Consider the following 16,670-nt stretch of genomic DNA (forward strand, 5'->3'; position numbering starts at 1 on the left):
CGCCGGCGCCGCACCCGCCGGCGCCGCACCCGCCGGCGCCGCACCCGCCGGCGCCGGCCGTGAATCGGCTGAGATTGTGCTGCTGCGGGAATTCACTTTTCCGGCCTGACGTTCTGTTGAGCACGGCCGTCATCCGGCGCCGCACCCCCCGGTCGGCCGCCTCGTCCGACACCCCACTCAAGGAGAAGCTCCCATGAAGGCAGTACTCAACGGCACCGTCATCGCCGAAGCACCGCAGGACGACCTCGTCAGGATCGAGGGTAACTGGTACTTCCCACCGGCGGCCATCAACGCCGACCTGCTCGTGAAGAGCCCCACCCAGTACACCTGTTCCTGGAAGGGCGAATGCCAGTACTTCAGCGTGAAGGACGGCGACGCTCTCCTCCAGGACCGCGCTTTCAGCTACCCCACGCCCTACCCGGCCTCGTTCGACCGGGTGGGCCAGGACTTCAGCAACTACGTGGCCTTCTGGAAAGAGGTCACCGTCACGGCGTGACCGAACGGTGACGACCGCCCGTCACCGGTTCGCCGGTGTGGCCGCCGCCGCGCGGCGGCGCACGGCAGCCGTGATCTCCCTCCGTGTCCACTCGATCAGGTGCGCGCGGTTGAACCCGCGCGCGCACAGGCCGCAGGCGAAGGCGCGGGTCGGCTGCCGGTAGCGGAAGTGGGTGTGGCCTGCCGGGCAGACGCCCACCCACGGCGCCAGTTCGTCGGCGATCTCGCCGTCGTGGGTGCGTTTGCCGTCGTAGCCGAGGCCACGGGCGACGGCCTTCCACTTCGGGCCGTGACCGGCGCGTGGGCCGGCCAGGGCGTGCGCGACCTCGTGCAGCAGGATCTGGTGCACCTCGTCGTCCTCGTAGCGCGCGGCCAGGTACCGGGACACCGTGATCCGCCGTGCCGTGTAATTGCACAGCCCGGCGCGTTTCTTCGCGTTGTCGAAGGCGAAGGTCCAGGTCAGGTCGAGGTGGAGCACGATGAGGGCGTCGGCCCAGCGTCGAACCCGTTCGAGGTCGGCCATCAGGGAGCCACCCGCACCTGGTACAGCTTGTCGTCGCCAGGACCAGGGTCTCCGCGGCCATCCGTATTGTTGCTCACGAACCACAGTGTGCCATCCGGGCCCGACACCACGTCGCGCAGCCGGCCGAAGCTGTTCACAAACCACGCGCTGGTCTCCCCGGTGGAGGGATCGATCCGCCAGAGGCGTTCGCCGCGCAGGGCGGCCATGAACAGGGTGTCGTTCACGATGGCCAGCCCGCTCGGGCTCGCCTCGCCGGTGCGCCACTGCTGCACCGGGTCACGATAGTCGGGATTCCCTGCCGCGCCCTCGACGACCGGCCAGCCGTAGTTCCCGCCCGGCACGATGAGGTTGAGCTCGTCCCAGGCGTTCTGGCCGAACTCGCTCGCCCAGAGCCGGCCGCGGGAATCCCAGGCGATGCCCTGGGGGTTGCGGTGGCCGAAGGAGTACACCAGCGTGCCGAACGGGTTGTCGGCCGGCACCTCGCCCGCCGGGGTCATTCGCAGGATCTTGCCGCCGAGCGAGCCGAGATCCTGCGCATCGGCCGTGTTTCCCGCGTCGCCGGCCGTGGCGTACAGCATCCCGTCCGGGCCGAAGCCGAGTCGGCCGCCGTCGTGGTTCCCGGCCTTCGGTATGCCCGAGAGCACCGGCTCCGGTGCGCCGAGGCCGAAGCCGCCCGGGCTGCCGGTGAGGGGCATCCGCGCGATCTGGTTGTCGGCGGCGGCGGTGAGATAGGCGTAGACCCAGCCGGTTCCGCCCGGCGCTGCGGCGTCGGCGAGGAAGGCCAGGCCGAGCAGGCCGCCCTCGCCGCCCGGGCTCACGCCGGCGACCTCGGCGGCGTCCCGCAGGCTGCCGTCGGGCAACAGCTCGCGCACGAGCGCGGTGTCGCGTTCGCTGATCAGCGTGCCGCCGGGCAGACGCAGGATCGACCAGGGGGCATCCAACCCAGACGCGATGACCACGGGGTCACCCACGGGATGTACGGGCAGCAGCACCGCGTTCGGCGGCAGGCTCCGGGAGGGGGTCGGCCGGGGCTGGGCCGGCGTCTCCGTTGCGACGGGCGGACGCGGCGCGCTCGCCGAGCATCCGGCCAGAACCGTGGACAGCAGCAGCAGCAGTACCGCCGCCGGCCGGCCGGTCCGCTGGCCGGTCCGCCGGCCGATCTGGCCGAGGGTCTCGCCCCGGCTACCCAGCTCGCCCTTCATTTCGTGCCTCGCCTCATTCGTTACCGCACCAGACCCGGGTCTCACCCGCCGTGGATCCAGCATGCCCCCGATGCTCCACGTGCGTAACTCCCGCAGATTCGGCACCCGACACCGAACGTCCGCGCGAATCCGGGGCCATGGTTTTTGGCCGAATACCAATTGCGGGAGTTAGCCAGTAGGCGACAGGACAGGGCGCTGCCGGTTGGGCCGGCGGATGTCCTTTGCGCGTCGGGGCTAGCGTGCCTGGCGCTGCTCGGCGATGAACGATTCGACCACGGCCACGGCGATCAGCGCGCTCTCGAGGTGCTCCGAGGACGCTCCGGCTTTCTCGCGCAGGAACACGGCGGCCGTGAAGTCGGCGAGGGCCCCCTCAAGGTCGCCCTGTTCGAAGTAGACCTTGCCCCGGTTCTCCCGGGCGAAGGCGGCGACGCCCGCCCACTCGTGGGTTTCCGACTCCAGCACGCAGTGGGTGAGTTCGGTGGCGGCCTCGTCGAGCTTGCCCTGGAACTGTTGCACCTGGGCGCGGCGGATGCGACTGGCCGCGAGCTCTTCCCGCGACCCCGTGAACCGGGCCTGGCGCAGCGCCGTGTTGGCGATGTCCCAGGCCTCGTCGAGGCGGCCGGTCAGCCGGAGCAGGGCGACCTTCTCGTTGAGGGCGGAGAGACTGCGCAGCTCGCCGAGTTCGTCGAGGCGGAGTCCAGCGGCACGGAGATCGACTTTTTCACGCAGGGTGACGGCGTCGTAGCCAATGATGATGGGCAGGGTGTGTTCCTGAAACGAGGGCGGCCGGGGTATGCCGCGGGTGAAAACGGGTCGCCTCCAGAGTAACCCGGACCCGGCGGCCGCCAGCCCCAGCGCTGGGGCGTTTTACGCCGGACTTCGCGCCGAGCCCGCCTTGTCGCGCCCAGCAGTGTGGCTAACTCAGGAGATTCCGGATCCCGCCGCGCCGCGCTACCGCGATTCCGGCTGTCAGTCGGTGGCTGGCACCGGATCTCCTGAGTTAGCCACGCGGAGCCGCGGGGGCAGCGCCCTCGCCACCGGGTTATCAACAGGGAACCTGAGTTATCCACAGGGAATGTGGGATCAGGAGAAACCCCTCGGCCGGCTCAGTTGCCGATCTGGAAGACCGTGCGGCCGGGCAGTGGTGACGGGGTGGCTGTCGCATCCGTCGTCACGAGCGCGCTCGCCATGAACTGGCGCAGCTCGGCCCCCTCGACCACCTTCGACGGGTGCGGGCCGCCGGCGAGCAGCCGCGATACCCAGCTCAGGTCGATCGGCGTGTGCGCCGCGACGAACACGATGTTTCCGAACCGGCGCCCCTTGAGCACCTGGGTCTCGGCGAGCCCGAGCACGTGGTCGAACACAGCCGAGAGCGTCGCGGCCTGGGCCCGGGCGAACGCCAGGCCGGGTCCGTCGGCGACGTTGACGACCACGACTCCGCGGGGGCTGAGCAGAGGCCCGGCGAGCTCGTAGAACTCCCGGCTGGTCACGTGGGCCGGGGTGCGCGCCCCGGAGAAGATGTCCACCACGACGAGGTCGACCGAGCCGTGCAGTCCGGCGGGCAGCTTGCCGAGCACCTCGCGGGCGTCGCCGTGCCGCACCCGCAGCTGGGCGCGTTTGTCCCACGGTAGTTGGGCTCGCACGAAGTCGATCAGGTCGCTCTCCAGCTCGACGACCTGCTGGCGGGAGCCGGGCCTGGTCGCCTCGACATAGCGGGGTAGGGTCAGGGCCCCGGCGCCGAGGTGCACCGCGGTGATCGGCTCGCCGACCTCGCCGATCAGGTCGATCACATGGCCGATCCGCTGCACATACTCGAAGAACAACTCGTCGGGGTGGTCGACGTTGACATGGGACTGGGGCGTGCCGTCCACGATCAGGTTGAAACTGCCCGGGGTGAACCGGTCGGGTTCGATCACGGCCAGGTGCCCGCTGAGTTTCAACGTGATCGACGGATGCTGCGCTTCAACCCTGCTCATTCAACCCTGCTCATATATCCTGCTCATCCCCCCAGTCTGCGCCCAACCCCGGCCGCGAGAGTGCAGTTTTTGCCCCTTCGCCGAGGCCGTGGGGGCGAAAAGCGCACTCTCGCGGAAGAGTCGAAGGTGGGTTATACCTGAGAATTCCGGGAAGGTCAAGATTGAGGTGGACACGGCGTGGGAAAGCGCCTATGCTTAATTTTTGCGCTCCCAGACAAATCTCTGCCTTCATATTGCGGTCGGCTTTGCGTGCTCAAGCCACCTTGAGGCATACCTCGTTTCAGTTATATCAGTGGGTTCGGATATACGGAGGGTCTGTGGAGTTCGTACTCGGTATTCATTACTAACAGTGACTAGACCTGACGGGGTCCACGGAGGTTATTTCCTTGGCTGCTGCGCGCAACGCAACCACCAACTCACCCAAGAACGGACGCGCCGCTGGGCGTCTTTCGTTCGCAAAGATCAGCGACAATCTGACTGTTCCGGATCTGCTTGCTTTGCAGACCGAGAGTTTCGATTGGCTCGTAGGCAACGACAAATGGAAGACGCGTGTCGCCGAAGGCCAGGCGGCCGGTCGTCAGGACCTGCCGACTCGCACCGGCCTCGACGAGATCTTCGAAGAGATCTCCCCGATCGAAGACCTGGGCGAAACGATGCAGCTGTCGTTCACCAACCCGGAGCTCGAGCCGGAGAAGTACACGATCGACGAGTGCAAGGAAAAGGGTAAGACCTACTCCGCTCCGCTGTACGTGAACGCTGAGTTCATGAACCACCTCACGGGTGAGATCAAGACCCAGACCGTATTCATGGGCGACTTCCCGCTGATGACCCCCAAGGGCACCTTCGTGATCAACGGCACCGAGCGTGTCGTCGTCTCGCAGCTCGTGCGTTCCCCGGGTGTCTACTTCGACCGCCAGCAGGAGAAGACGTCCGACAAGGACATCTACTCCGCTCGCGTCATCCCCAGCCGTGGTGCCTGGCTCGAATTCGAGATCGACAAGCGCGACCAGGTCGGCGTTCGCATCGACCGCAAGCGCAAGCAGTCCGTGACCGTCTTCCTCAAGGCGCTCGGCCTCACCAGCGAAGAGATCCTTGAGGAGTTCAAGGGCTTCGCGTCGATCGAGCTCACCCTGGAAAAGGACAACATCCTCACCAAGGAAGAAGCCCTCAAGGACATCTACCGCAAGCTCCGTCCGGGCGAGCAGGTTGCCGCCGAGGCCGCGCGTGCGCTCCTCGACAACTTCTTCTTCAACTCCAAGCGCTACGACCTGGCCAAGGTCGGTCGTTACAAGATCAACCGCAAGCTCGGCCTCGAAGCCCCGCTCAGCGACTCCGTGCTCACCCTGCAGGACATCCTGGCCACGATCAAGTACCTGGTTGCGCTGCACGACAACCAGACCACGATCGCCGGCATCCGCGACGGCAAGCCGACCGACATCCGCATCGACATCGACGACATCGACCACTTCGGCAACCGTCGTATCCGCGCCGTCGGCGAGCTCATCCAGAACCAGGTGCGCACCGGCCTGTCCCGGATGGAGCGCGTCGTTCGCGAGCGGATGACCACGCAGGACATCGAAGCGATCACCCCGCAGACCCTGATCAACGTGCGCCCCGTCGTCGCCGCGATCAAGGAGTTCTTCGGCACGTCGCAGCTCAGCCAGTTCATGGACCAGAACAACCCGCTCGCAGGCCTCACGCACAAGCGTCGCCTGTCCGCGCTGGGCCCGGGTGGTCTGTCCCGTGACCGTGCCGGCGTCGAGGTGCGAGACGTTCACCCCTCGCACTACGGCCGGATGTGCCCGATCGAAACCCCGGAAGGCCCGAACATCGGCCTGATCGGTTCGCTCGCCTCGTTCGCGCGGATCAACGCCTTCGGTTTCATCGAGACCCCGTACCGTCGCGTCGTCGACGGCAAGGTCCTGAACGACCAGATCGACTACCTCACCGCAAGCGAGGAAGACGAGTTCATCGTCGCCCAGGCCAACGCGCCGCTCACCAAGGACTCGCGCTTTGCCGAGGGCCGCGTGCTCGCCCGCAAGAAGGGTGGAGAGGTTGACCTCTTCCCCGCAGAAGACATCGGCTACATGGATGTCTCGCCCCGCCAGATGGTGTCCGTCGCCACCTCGCTCATCCCGTTCCTCGAGCACGACGATGCGAACCGCGCCCTCATGGGTGCCAACATGCAGCGCCAGGCCGTCCCGCTCCTGATGAGCGAGAGCCCGCTCGTCGGAACCGGCATGGAGGTCTTCGCGGCCATTGACGCCGGTGACGTGCTCACCGCCGACAAGGCCGGCGTCGTCATGGAGGTGTCGGCTGATGTCGTCACCATCCAGCTCGACGAGGGTGGAACGCAGGAGTACTACCTGCGCAAGTTCGCGCGCTCCAACCAGGGCACGAGCTACAACCACCGCGTGATCGTCCACGCCGGCGAGCGGATCGAGGTCGGCGAAGTCATCGCCGATGGCCCCGCCACCGAAAACGGAGAGCTCGCTCTCGGTAAGAACCTGCTCGTCGCGTTCATGCCGTGGGAGGGTTACAACTTCGAGGACGCGATCATCCTGAGCCAGAACCTGGTCAAGGACGACACCCTCTCCTCGATTCACATCGAGGAATATGAGGTCGACGCCCGCGACACCAAGCTCGGCAAGGAAGAGATCACCCGCGACCTGCCGAACGTCTCCCCGGATCTGCTCGCAGACCTCGACGAGCGCGGCATCATCCGGATCGGCGCCGAGGTTCGCCCCGGCGACATCCTCGTCGGCAAGGTCACGCCGAAGGGCGAGACCGAGCTTTCCGCCGAGGAGCGACTGCTCCGCGCGATCTTCAACGAGAAGAGCCGCGAAGTTCGCGACACCTCTTTGAAGGTTCCGCACGGTGAGCGCGGCACGATCATCGGCGTCAAGGTCTTCGATTCGCAGGATGGCGACGACGAGCTCGGCTCGGGCGTCAACCAGCGCGTGGCCGTCTTCATCGCCCAGAAGCGCAAGATCACCGAGGGTGACAAGCTCGCCGGCCGTCACGGCAACAAGGGCGTCATCTCCCGCATCCTGCCGATCGAGGACATGCCGTTCCTCGCCGACGGAACCCCGGTCGACATCATCCTCAACCCGCTGGGCATCCCCGGTCGAATGAACTTCGGCCAGGTGCTCGAGACCCACCTGGGTTGGATCGCCAAGCAGGGCTGGCAGGTGGAAGGCAAGCCCAAGTGGGCCGGCCGTCTGCCCGAGCAGGCCCACAGCGCAGCCCCGAACACCAAGGTCGCGACCCCGGTGTTCGACGGCGCGCTCGAGGTCGAGATCGAGGGTCTCCTGGACTCGACGACCCCGACCCGCGACGGCGACCGCCTGATCGGCAGCAGCGGCAAGACCCAGTTGTTCGACGGCCGCTCCGGCGAGCCGTTCCCGAACCCGGTCTCCGTCGGCTACATGTACATCCTGAAGCTGCACCACCTTGTCGACGACAAGATCCACGCTCGTTCCACCGGCCCCTACTCCATGATCACCCAGCAGCCGCTGGGTGGTAAGGCGCAGTTCGGCGGACAGCGTTTCGGTGAGATGGAGGTGTGGGCGCTCGAAGCATACGGCGCCGCTTACGCACTGCAGGAACTGCTGACCATCAAGAGCGACGACATCCTCGGCCGCGTGAAGGTGTACGAGGCGATCGTCAAGGGCGAGAACATCCAGGAGCCTGGTATTCCAGAGAGCTTCAAGGTTCTGATCAAGGAAATGCAGTCGCTGTGCCTGAACGTCGAGGTTCTCTCGTCCGACGGAACAGCAGTCAGCCTGCGCGACACTGATGACGAGGTCTTCCGCGCAGCGGAGGAACTGGGCATCAACATTTCCACCCGGTTTGAGTCGTCGTCCATCGACGACATCTAAGCCCGGCCATTGACGAAAACTTCGAAAACTTTCCAAGGAGAGAAATTGCTCGACGTAACTACATTTGACGAGCTTCGCATTGGCCTGGCCACCGCCGACGACATCCGTCGCTGGTCCCACGGTGAGGTCAAGAAGCCCGAAACCATCAACTACCGCACGCTCAAGCCGGAAAAGGACGGCCTGTTCGGAGAGCAGATCTTCGGACCGTCCCGCGACTGGGAGTGCTCTTGCGGCAAGTACAAGCGAGTGCGCTTCAAAGGCATCGTGTGTGAGCGCTGTGGCGTGGAGGTCACGAAGTCGTCTGTGCGCCGTGAGCGCATGGGCCACATCGAGCTCGCAGCCCCGGTCACCCACATCTGGTACTTCAAGGGTGTCCCCTCCCGTCTCGGCTACCTGCTGGACATGGCTCCGAAAGACCTCGAAAAGGTCATCTACTTCGCGGCGTACATGGTCATCACGGTCGACGAAGACGGCCGTCACCAGGACATGCCCGGCCTCGAGAACGAACTGCGCCTCGAAATCAAGACCATCGAGGGCCAGCGCGACTCCCGGATCGCCGACCGCCTGCAGCGCCTCGAAACCGACCTCGCAGCACTGGAGGCCGAAGGCGCCAAGAGCGACCAGAAGAAGCGCACCAAGGACGCCGCCGAGAAGGAGATGAGCCAGGTCCGCAAGTCCCTCGACGAGCAGATCGCTCACCTCGAACGCGTGTGGGAAGACTTCCGCACCCTCAAGGTCGGCGACCTCAAGCCTGAGGACTCGGTCTTCCACGAGCTGCAGGACCGTTTCGGCATGTACTTCGAGGCCTACATGGGCGCCGAAGCCATCAAGAAGCGCCTGCTGGCCTTCGACCTGGTCACCGAAAGCGAAAACCTGCACCTGCAGATCGCCGAGGGCAAGGGCCAGAAGAAGATCCGCGCGATCAAGCGCCTCCGAGTGGTCAACGCGTTCATCATGACCGGTAACTCGCCGGCCGCGATGGTACTCGACGTTGTCCCGGTGATTCCGCCCGAACTGCGCCCGATGGTGCAGCTCGACGGTGGCCGCTTCGCGACCTCCGACCTCAACGACCTCTACCGTCGTGTGATCAACCGCAACAACCGCCTGCGTCGTCTGCTTGACCTCGGTGCCCCCGAGATCATTGTCAACAACGAGAAGCGGATGCTGCAGGAGGCCGTCGACGCGCTCTTCGACAACGGTCGTCGTGGCCGCCCCGTCACGGGCACCGGCAACCGCGCCCTCAAGTCCCTGAGCGACATGCTCAAGGGCAAGCAGGGTCGTTTCCGTCAGAACCTGCTCGGCAAGCGCGTGGACTACTCCGGCCGTTCGGTCATCGTCGTCGGCCCGCAGCTCAAGCTGCACCAGTGTGGTCTGCCCAAGCAGATGGCGCTGGAGCTGTTCAAGCCGTTCGTGATCAAGCGCCTGATTGACCTGAGCCACGCCCAGAACATCAAGGCCGCCAAGCGCATGGTCGAGCGCAGCCGTCCGCAGGTCTGGGACGTGCTCGAGGAGATCATCCGCGAGCGTCCGGTGCTGCTCAATCGTGCGCCGACGCTTCACCGCCTCGGCATCCAGGCGTTCGAACCGCAGCTCGTCGAGGGTAAGGCCATCCAGCTGCACCCGCTCGTCTGTGCCGCGTTCAACGCCGACTTCGACGGTGACCAGATGGCTGTGCACCTGCCGCTGTCGATGGAGGCCCAGGCCGAAGCGCGCATCCTGATGCTCGCCTCGAACAACATCCTGAAGCCGTCCGACGGTCGCCCGGTGACCCTGCCCACCCAGGACATGATCATCGGTCTGCACCACCTGACCACGCTCAAGGAAGGCGTCATCGGCGAGGGCCGTGCGTTCTCCTCCGTCGCGGAAGCGATCCTCGCTTTCGACCAGAAGTCGCTCGACCTGAACGCCAAGGTGCGCATCCGCCTGACCGACAAGTACTTCGAAGAGGGCACCCAGCCCGAAGGCGTCGAACTGGTGGGCGGCCAGGCCGTCGGCACCGTGCTGGTGACCACGTCCCTCGGACGTGCCATCTTCAACGAGGCAATGCCGGTCGACTACGCGTACTTCGAGAAGGTCGCGGACAAGGGCACCCTCTCGGCGATCGTGAACGACCTCGCCGAGCGGTACCCCAAGGTGGAAGTGGCCGCAACGCTCGACCGGGTGAAGGATGCCGGTTTCTACTGGGCAACCCGCTCCGGTGTGACCGTGGCGCTCAGCGACATCCTGACCCCGCCGAACAAGCCGCAGATCGTTGCCGGCTACGAGAAGCAGGCCGCCAAGGTTCAGTCGCAGTTCGAGAAGGGTCTCACGACCGACCTCGAGCGTCGCCAGGAGCTCATCCAGATCTGGACGAAGGCAACGGAAGACGTTGCCAAGGCCATGCAGGAGAACTTCCCCAAGGACAACACCATCAACCGCATGGTCACGTCCGGTGCTCGTGGTAACTGGCTGCAGGTGCGAAACATCGCCGGCATGCGAGGCCTCGTGAACAACCCGAAGGGTGAGATCATCCCTCGCCCGATCATCTCGAGCTACCGCGAAGGCCTGTCCGTCGCCGAGTACTTCATTGCTACTCACGGTGCTCGTAAGGGTCTGGCTGACACCGCTCTCCGTACCGCCGACTCGGGTTACCTCACTCGTCGTCTCGTGGACGTCTCGCAGGATGTCATCATCCGCGAGGACGACTGTGGAACGACCAAGGGCCTCGAGCTGCCGATCGCTGAGATCAACCCGCTCGGAGAACTCGTTCGCCACCCCAACGTGGAGAACGCGGTCTACGCGCGCAGTCTGGCCGCAGACGCGGTCAACGCCAAGGGCGAGGTTGTCGCGGAGGCCGGTGACGACGTGGGCGATGTGCTCATCGAGAAGCTGGTCGAGGCGGGCGTCGAGACCATCAAGGTTCGCTCGGTGCTCACCTGTGAGTCCGCTGTCGGTGTGTGTGCGGTCTGTTACGGCCGTTCGCTCGCGACGGGCCTGCTCGTGGACATCGGAGAGGCCGTCGGCATCATCGCTGCGCAGTCGATCGGTGAGCCCGGCACGCAGCTGACCATGCGTACCTTCCACACCGGTGGTTCGGCATCCGCCGACGACATCACCCAGGGTCTGCCGCGCGTCCAGGAGCTCTTCGAAGCGCGTACCCCCAAGGGTGCGTCGCCCATCGTTGACACCGCGGGCCGCATCACGATCGAGGACACCGACCGCAGCCGGAAGGTCATCCTGACCCCCGACAACGGCGATGAGCCGATCGCCTACCCGGTGCTCAAGCGCTCCACCCTCCTTGTCGAGGATGGCCAGCACGTCGAGCTCGGCACGCAGATCATCATCGGCGCCGTCGACCCGAAGGAAGTTCTTCGTGTCAAGGGTGTTCGCGCCGTGCAGAAGCACATCGTCGGTGGCGTGCAGGATGTCTACCGTTCGCAGGGTGTGCCGATTCACGACAAGCACATCGAGGTCATCGTTCGTCAGATGCTTCGCAAGGTCACCGTCGTCGAACACGGCGACACCGGCCTGCTCCCCGGCGAGCTGGTCGACCGGCTCAAGTACAACGAGTTGAACCGCACCGCGCTCACCGAGGGCAAGAAGACGGCTTCGGCTCGTCAGGAAGTCATGGGTATCACCAAGGCTTCGCTGGCGACCGAGTCGTGGCTGTCGGCCGCTTCCTTCCAGGAAACCACCCGGGTTCTGACCCAAGCGGCCATGGAAGGCAAGAGCGACCCGCTGATGGGCCTCAAGGAGAACGTGATCATCGGAAAGCTGATCCCGGCCGGCACCGGTCTTCCCCGCTACCGCGACGTCACCGTCGAGGCAACGGATGAAGCCAAGGCTGAGCGTTACCCGAACCGCATCTTCACCGATGATGCCGCGTTCACCGAGGGTGACCTGAGCTTCGTCGACTTCGACAGCTTCTCGTCGGACGACTTTACGCCCGGCACCTACAACTAGCGTCCGCTAGCGACGACGGATGGCCCCCCGCTTCGGCAGGGGGCCATTCGCCGTTCCCCGAGGTCCCGCTGATTGAGCCTGTCGGGATCCGAGCCGCTCAGGTGATCGAGCCTGTCCTCATCCCGACCCGCCCGGTGATCGAGCCTGGCCTGGTCCCGGTGGCCGCTAGGCTGGCCCCAATCTGCCAGGGGGTTTGCCAATGACCGCACCAGCTCCGTCCGTTCCACCGCGCCCGGCCCGGCGACGGCTCTGGTTCTTGCTCGGCGCGATCGGCTCGGCGCTGGTCGTGATCCTCGTCGTGCTGCTCATCGTCTGGCGCGGCGGTGCCGGCCTGCCCGGTGACACGGCCGCAGGCGGGCGCCCCCAGCCGAGCAGGACGCCCACACCCGTGGCACTGGCCGCGGCGCCGGTGCCGGCCGCCACGCCGGCCGGCCCGCATCCGTCGAAATGCGGCGAACTCTACAGCCCCGCGTTGGTGGCGGCATTCGGAACGGCGGTTCTCAACCCCGCGTGGGCCGAAGCGGCAGGGCCCGAGGTGCGTCACGGCACGGAGGATGCCGAACTCAGCAAGCTCATCGACACCGCCGACAAACTCACCTGCATCTGGGGAAACCCCAAGGGCGGCTCCGACAGCAGACTCACCACGAACCTGGTCTGGGTCACCGCGGAGCAGAGCGCGGCCGTGAAAGCGCGTCTCGCCGCGGCCGGGATGACCTGTTACGCGGAACTCGGCGGGCTGCGCTGCGTGAGCGAAACCACCGGGGATGCCGGCGCGTTGTCCGGTGAGTCGCACTTCCTACGGGACGGCATCTGGCTGGCCACCCACTACGTCAACTCAGGCCCCGACGGTTACACCCACGACATCATCGCCCACGTCTGGGCCGGTGCCTGACAGTACTGGGCCGGGTGGTGCCGAAGCACCGCCCGGTCGCCGGCACAGCCGAGGTCAGAGCATCTCGGAAACTCAGAGCATCTCGGAAACTCAGAGCATCTCGGAGACTGAGAGCATCTCGGAGACTCAGAGCATCTCGGAGACTCAGAGCATCTCGGAAACACAGACGAAGTTGCCTTCGGTGTCCCGGAACCAGGCGGACTTCATCTCATCCATGGTCGCGACTCCGTTGACGGTCTTCATCCCGGGAATGTCGTAGTCCTCGAAGACCACCCCGCGGGTACGCAACCGTGTCATCTCGCCGTCGAGATCGTCGGTCACCCAACCGATCTGGGTGTTCTTTGCAGTTCCGGCATTGCTCGTCTCATAGATCTCGAAGGCGTTGCCGGAATCCAGGCGGTAGACGAGAAAGCCGTCGTGCACCTCGGCAGGGTCGAGGTCGAGTGCATCGTGGTAGAAGGATTGCGCGCGCTTGAGATCCGCTGCGGGCAATACCGTGTGAACTTCCTTGAACATGTGAGAATCCTCCTCAGCGTGGAAGGGCCCGAATTATCGGGAAGAGCGTCGATCAGGAACCCATCCGTGGGTTCGCACATATCGGGGCGCCGATGGCGCCTGCTTCCGAGTGGGAGTGCCGGCCAAAGATGGCGACGGGCGCGAATCCTGGCCAGAATTCCTCGTCCGCCGACCTGGCCCTGGTCGGATCGGCGGGCGGTGACTACCGCTTTTCAAGTTGATTTTACGCCGACCCCGACCGCCGCGGAAGGGGTAGTGGCGGCCAGTAACGGTTAGCACGCTGGAACACCGTATTCTTCTACTGATGGCGGCAACTCCTCCATTCGCAAGCGAGGGGCACCATGGGTTTGGCAAGTCGGATCGGGGCGGTCTTCGTCGGGGCTGTCGGGCTCTTCGTCCTGATCGGTTGGTACACGAAGATTGCCGCGCTGACGACCGTGCTCCCGGGTCTCGCACCGATGAAACCGATCACTGCCGTCGCCCTCATTCTGCTGTCACTGGCCCTCGTGTTCACGCGGCGGTGGGTGGGCGTGAGCCTGGCTGCCGCCACCATCGCCCTCGCAACCCTGACCCTGGTCGGCTATGTGCTGGGGTCAACGCTCGGCATTGCCGGCTGGGTGCCGGGGATCGACCTGGGCGCGCTGGATCCGCGGATGGCGCCGATCTCGGCGGTGGGCGTGATCCTGGTCGGTGCGGCCGCGATAGTCGGTAGGCTGCACCGCATAATCCTGATGCAGGTCCTCGCGCACGCGTCCCTTCTGGTCAGCCTGATCGCCCTGCTCGGCTACGCCTACGGCGTGTCCTCCCTGTACACCGTGGCCGGATTCACGAGCATGGCGCTGCACACGGCACTGGGTATCGCCGTCCTGTCCGTGGTGGTGCTTCTCCAGCAGCCCACGGTCGGGCTGGTCGGACTGCTGCGCGATCGCGGCAGCGCGGGGGAGCTGACGCGCCGGTTCCTGCCGTTCCTCGTTCTCGGTCCATTCCTTCTGGGCTGGATTCGCCTCTGGACCCAGCGCCAGGGTTGGATCGACACGGTGTTCGGTGCCGCCATCCTGATCACGAGCATGACGGTGCTCGGCACCGCCCTGACTTGGGTTGCGGCACTGAAGCTGACGGAACTCGACCGGCAGCGAAACGAAGCAATGCAGGCCCTGGCCGAGGCCAACCACACGCTCGAGGAGGCGGTCGATCACCGCACCAGGGAGCTCGGCGAGGTGGCCGACAAGCTCCACACCCTCATCAAGATCGCTCCGGTCGGCATCGTGCAGCTGGATTCCGAGGGCGGGTTCATCACCGCGAACGACCAGTGGCTGGCCCTGAGCGGCCGGACCCTTGATGAAACCCTGGCCGGCGGCTGGGCGAATACGATTCACCCGGACGACCGCGACCGAGTGTCTGCCGAGTGGGGCGCGGCCGTGGCCACAGAGCTTGGCTACGAAACGACCCTGCGCTTTCAGACCCCAGAGGCCCAGGTGAACTGGGTCCAGGTCAGCACGGCTCCGATCCACGACCCGGAGTCCCTCACCGTTACCGGGCACCTGGCCACCGTCACCGATATCACCGAGCTACGCAACGCCGAGGAAGCGGCCACCGCCGCGCGGGCACGTTTCGAGGCGGCCTTCGCATCCTCGCCGCTGGGCACGGCGATCGTCTCGCTCGACGGCGAGGTGCTGGAGGCCAACAAGCGCCTCTTCGACCTCGCTGGCCGATCCACCGCCGTGGTCGCGGGCCACATCGACGAGATCTTCATGTCGGTCGGAGACCGCGGCGAGGATCGGCCCAGCCTCACTGACGGACCGTCCACCCGCCAGCGCATGGACCGGCGGATGCGACGCGTCGACGAGGAGGAAACCTGGGTCAAGGTCAGCATCGCCGAGATCAACGAGGGGGAGTCGACCGGGGGGCTTCTGTATCAGCTGGAGGACATCACCGCCCGCCGGCTGGCCGAGGCACGGGTGGAGCACCTCGCCTTCCACGATCCGCTGACCAATCTGCCCAACCGCCTGCTGCTGCTTGACCGGCTCAACCAGGCCCTTCTGCAGGCCGCGCGGCACGGCCGGGGCGTCGCCGTGCTCTTCATCGACCTCGACCGGTTCAAGTTCGTCAACGACAGCCTCGGCCACCACGCCGGTGACACCGTGCTGACCGAGGTCGGCAACCGGTTACGGACGCACGCACGGTCGACCGACACCGTCTCCCGCATCGGCGGCGACGAATTCGTCGTGATCTGCCCGGATGTCGGCAACAACCGGGACGTGCACAAGATCGCCGACGCACTGCAGAAGGCCATCGCCGAGCCGATCATGGTCGGCGAGCAGGTCGCATCCGTCGACGCCAGCATCGGCATCGCCTTCGGTCTCGGCCACGACGACGCCGAATCGCTCCTGCGCAACGCCGACCAGGCCATGTACCAGGCGAAGGGTCGCGGTCGGGCGCGCTACGAGGTTTTCGACGACGACCTCCGCGGCCGGATCGAGCGCAGGCTCGATACCGAACTGGCCCTGCGGGACGCGGTGCAACTGGGCGAGATCGAGACCTGGTTCCAGCCGATCGTCGACCTGCAACAGCACACCGTGGTCGCAACCGAGGCGCTCGCCCGCTGGCGACGCCCGGAACGGGGCCTTGTCTTCCCGGGGGAGTTCATCGCGATCGCCGAGGAGGTCGGCCTGATCAAGGGGATCGGCACCACGGTGCTCGGCCAGGCCTGCCAGGCCGTCGCAGCCCTGGACGGCCGGATGGCCGTCAGCGTGAACGTGTCGCCGCGGCAATTCGTGCAGGACGACTTCGGGTCCGTCGTGAAACGCGCTCTCAAGGAGAGCGGCCTTCCGCCGGACCAGCTCTGGCTGGAATTGACCGAGAGCGCCGTGCTCGATGCGATCGACTCCGCCGCCCGCACCTTCCAAGAACTGCGCTCCCTCGGGGTGCGCCTGGCCATCGACGACTTCGGCACCGGCTACTCATCCTTCACCCACCTGAAGGCGTTCACCGTGGACCTGCTCAAGATCGATCTCACCTTCATCCGCGACCTCGAGTGTTCGGACCATGACCGGGCGATCGTCGAGGGCATCCTGCGCCTGGCGGACTCCCTGAACCTTGACGTCGTGGCCGAGGGCATCGAAACGACAGGGCAGCGGGACCTGCTGACCGAGATGGGCTGTCGCTACGGCCAGGGTTACCTCTTCTCGAAGCCCGCACCGGCGGAATCGCCGAACGTGTCCTTCGGCGACTGATCGTCTTTGC

The 16,670-nt window shown here is 65.9% G+C and carries 11 protein-coding genes; 6 read left to right on the top strand and 5 right to left on the bottom strand.

What is annotated here, in order from left to right; all coding sequences use genetic code 11:
* The first annotated feature begins 193 nt into the window (after nt 1-193).
* Complete coding sequence (locus tag E3O19_RS11525; RefSeq protein WP_134567762.1) at nt 194-496, top strand: DUF427 domain-containing protein; 303 nt, start codon at nt 194-196, stop codon at nt 494-496.
* A 21-nt stretch (nt 497-517) separates the two neighbouring features.
* On the opposite strand, the gene E3O19_RS11530 is transcribed toward E3O19_RS11525, so the two are convergent.
* The 3 genes from E3O19_RS11530 to E3O19_RS18375 all read right to left on the bottom strand — a co-directional run bounded on the left by E3O19_RS11530 (nt 518) and on the right by E3O19_RS18375 (nt 2,682).
* On the bottom strand, nt 518-1,018 hold the full coding sequence (locus E3O19_RS11530; protein WP_134567764.1) for a SprT-like domain-containing protein: 501 nt from the start codon (nt 1,016-1,018) through the stop codon (nt 518-520).
* Nucleotides 1,018-2,220, bottom strand: a complete 1,203-nt coding sequence (locus E3O19_RS11535) for a PQQ-dependent sugar dehydrogenase (RefSeq protein WP_134567766.1) — start codon at nt 2,218-2,220, stop codon at nt 1,018-1,020. The genes E3O19_RS11530 and E3O19_RS11535 overlap by 1 nt, the downstream gene beginning before the upstream one ends.
* Nucleotides 2,221-2,454: 234 nt before the next feature.
* A complete protein-coding gene (locus E3O19_RS18375) occupies nt 2,455-2,682 on the bottom strand; it encodes a hypothetical protein (RefSeq protein ID WP_241981343.1) in 228 nt (75 codons plus the stop codon).
* 3 nt (nt 2,683-2,685) lie between these two features.
* Here E3O19_RS18375 and E3O19_RS18380 point away from each other — a divergent pair, with 3 nt between their 5' ends.
* Nucleotides 2,686-3,048 (top strand): hypothetical protein, encoded by a 363-nt coding sequence (locus tag E3O19_RS18380; RefSeq protein WP_241981344.1) that lies wholly within the window; start codon nt 2,686-2,688, stop codon nt 3,046-3,048.
* A gap of 278 nt (nt 3,049-3,326) precedes the next feature.
* Here E3O19_RS18380 and E3O19_RS11545 read toward each other — a convergent pair whose 3' ends face one another.
* Nucleotides 3,327-4,196, bottom strand: coding sequence for a spermidine synthase (locus tag E3O19_RS11545; protein WP_134567770.1), 870 nt, complete (start codon nt 4,194-4,196; stop codon nt 3,327-3,329).
* Nucleotides 4,197-4,582: 386 nt separating this feature from the next.
* Between E3O19_RS11545 and rpoB the strand changes: the two genes are divergently transcribed.
* The 3 genes from rpoB to E3O19_RS11560 all read left to right on the top strand — a co-directional run bounded on the left by rpoB (nt 4,583) and on the right by E3O19_RS11560 (nt 12,911).
* Complete coding sequence (gene rpoB / locus E3O19_RS11550; RefSeq protein ID WP_134567772.1) at nt 4,583-8,077, top strand: DNA-directed RNA polymerase subunit beta; 3,495 nt, start codon at nt 4,583-4,585, stop codon at nt 8,075-8,077.
* 45 nt (nt 8,078-8,122) lie between these two features.
* On the top strand, nt 8,123-12,019 hold the full coding sequence (locus E3O19_RS11555) for a DNA-directed RNA polymerase subunit beta' (RefSeq protein WP_134567774.1): 3,897 nt from the start codon (nt 8,123-8,125) through the stop codon (nt 12,017-12,019).
* A gap of 199 nt (nt 12,020-12,218) precedes the next feature.
* Nucleotides 12,219-12,911: a hypothetical protein gene (locus tag E3O19_RS11560; protein ID WP_134567776.1), complete on the top strand. Its 693-nt coding sequence runs from the start codon at nt 12,219-12,221 to the stop codon at nt 12,909-12,911.
* Between the two features lie 144 nt (nt 12,912-13,055).
* On the opposite strand, the gene E3O19_RS11565 is transcribed toward E3O19_RS11560, so the two are convergent.
* Complete coding sequence (locus E3O19_RS11565) at nt 13,056-13,427, bottom strand: VOC family protein (RefSeq protein WP_134567778.1); 372 nt, start codon at nt 13,425-13,427, stop codon at nt 13,056-13,058.
* A gap of 341 nt (nt 13,428-13,768) precedes the next feature.
* Here E3O19_RS11565 and E3O19_RS11570 point away from each other — a divergent pair, with 341 nt between their 5' ends.
* On the top strand, nt 13,769-16,660 hold the full coding sequence (locus E3O19_RS11570; protein ID WP_134567780.1) for a bifunctional diguanylate cyclase/phosphodiesterase: 2,892 nt from the start codon (nt 13,769-13,771) through the stop codon (nt 16,658-16,660).
* The last annotated feature ends 10 nt before the right edge of the window (nt 16,661-16,670 follow it).

It is taken from the genome of Cryobacterium algoritolerans (assembly GCF_004402785.1).
Taxonomy (GTDB): domain Bacteria; phylum Actinomycetota; class Actinomycetes; order Actinomycetales; family Microbacteriaceae; genus Cryobacterium; species Cryobacterium algoritolerans.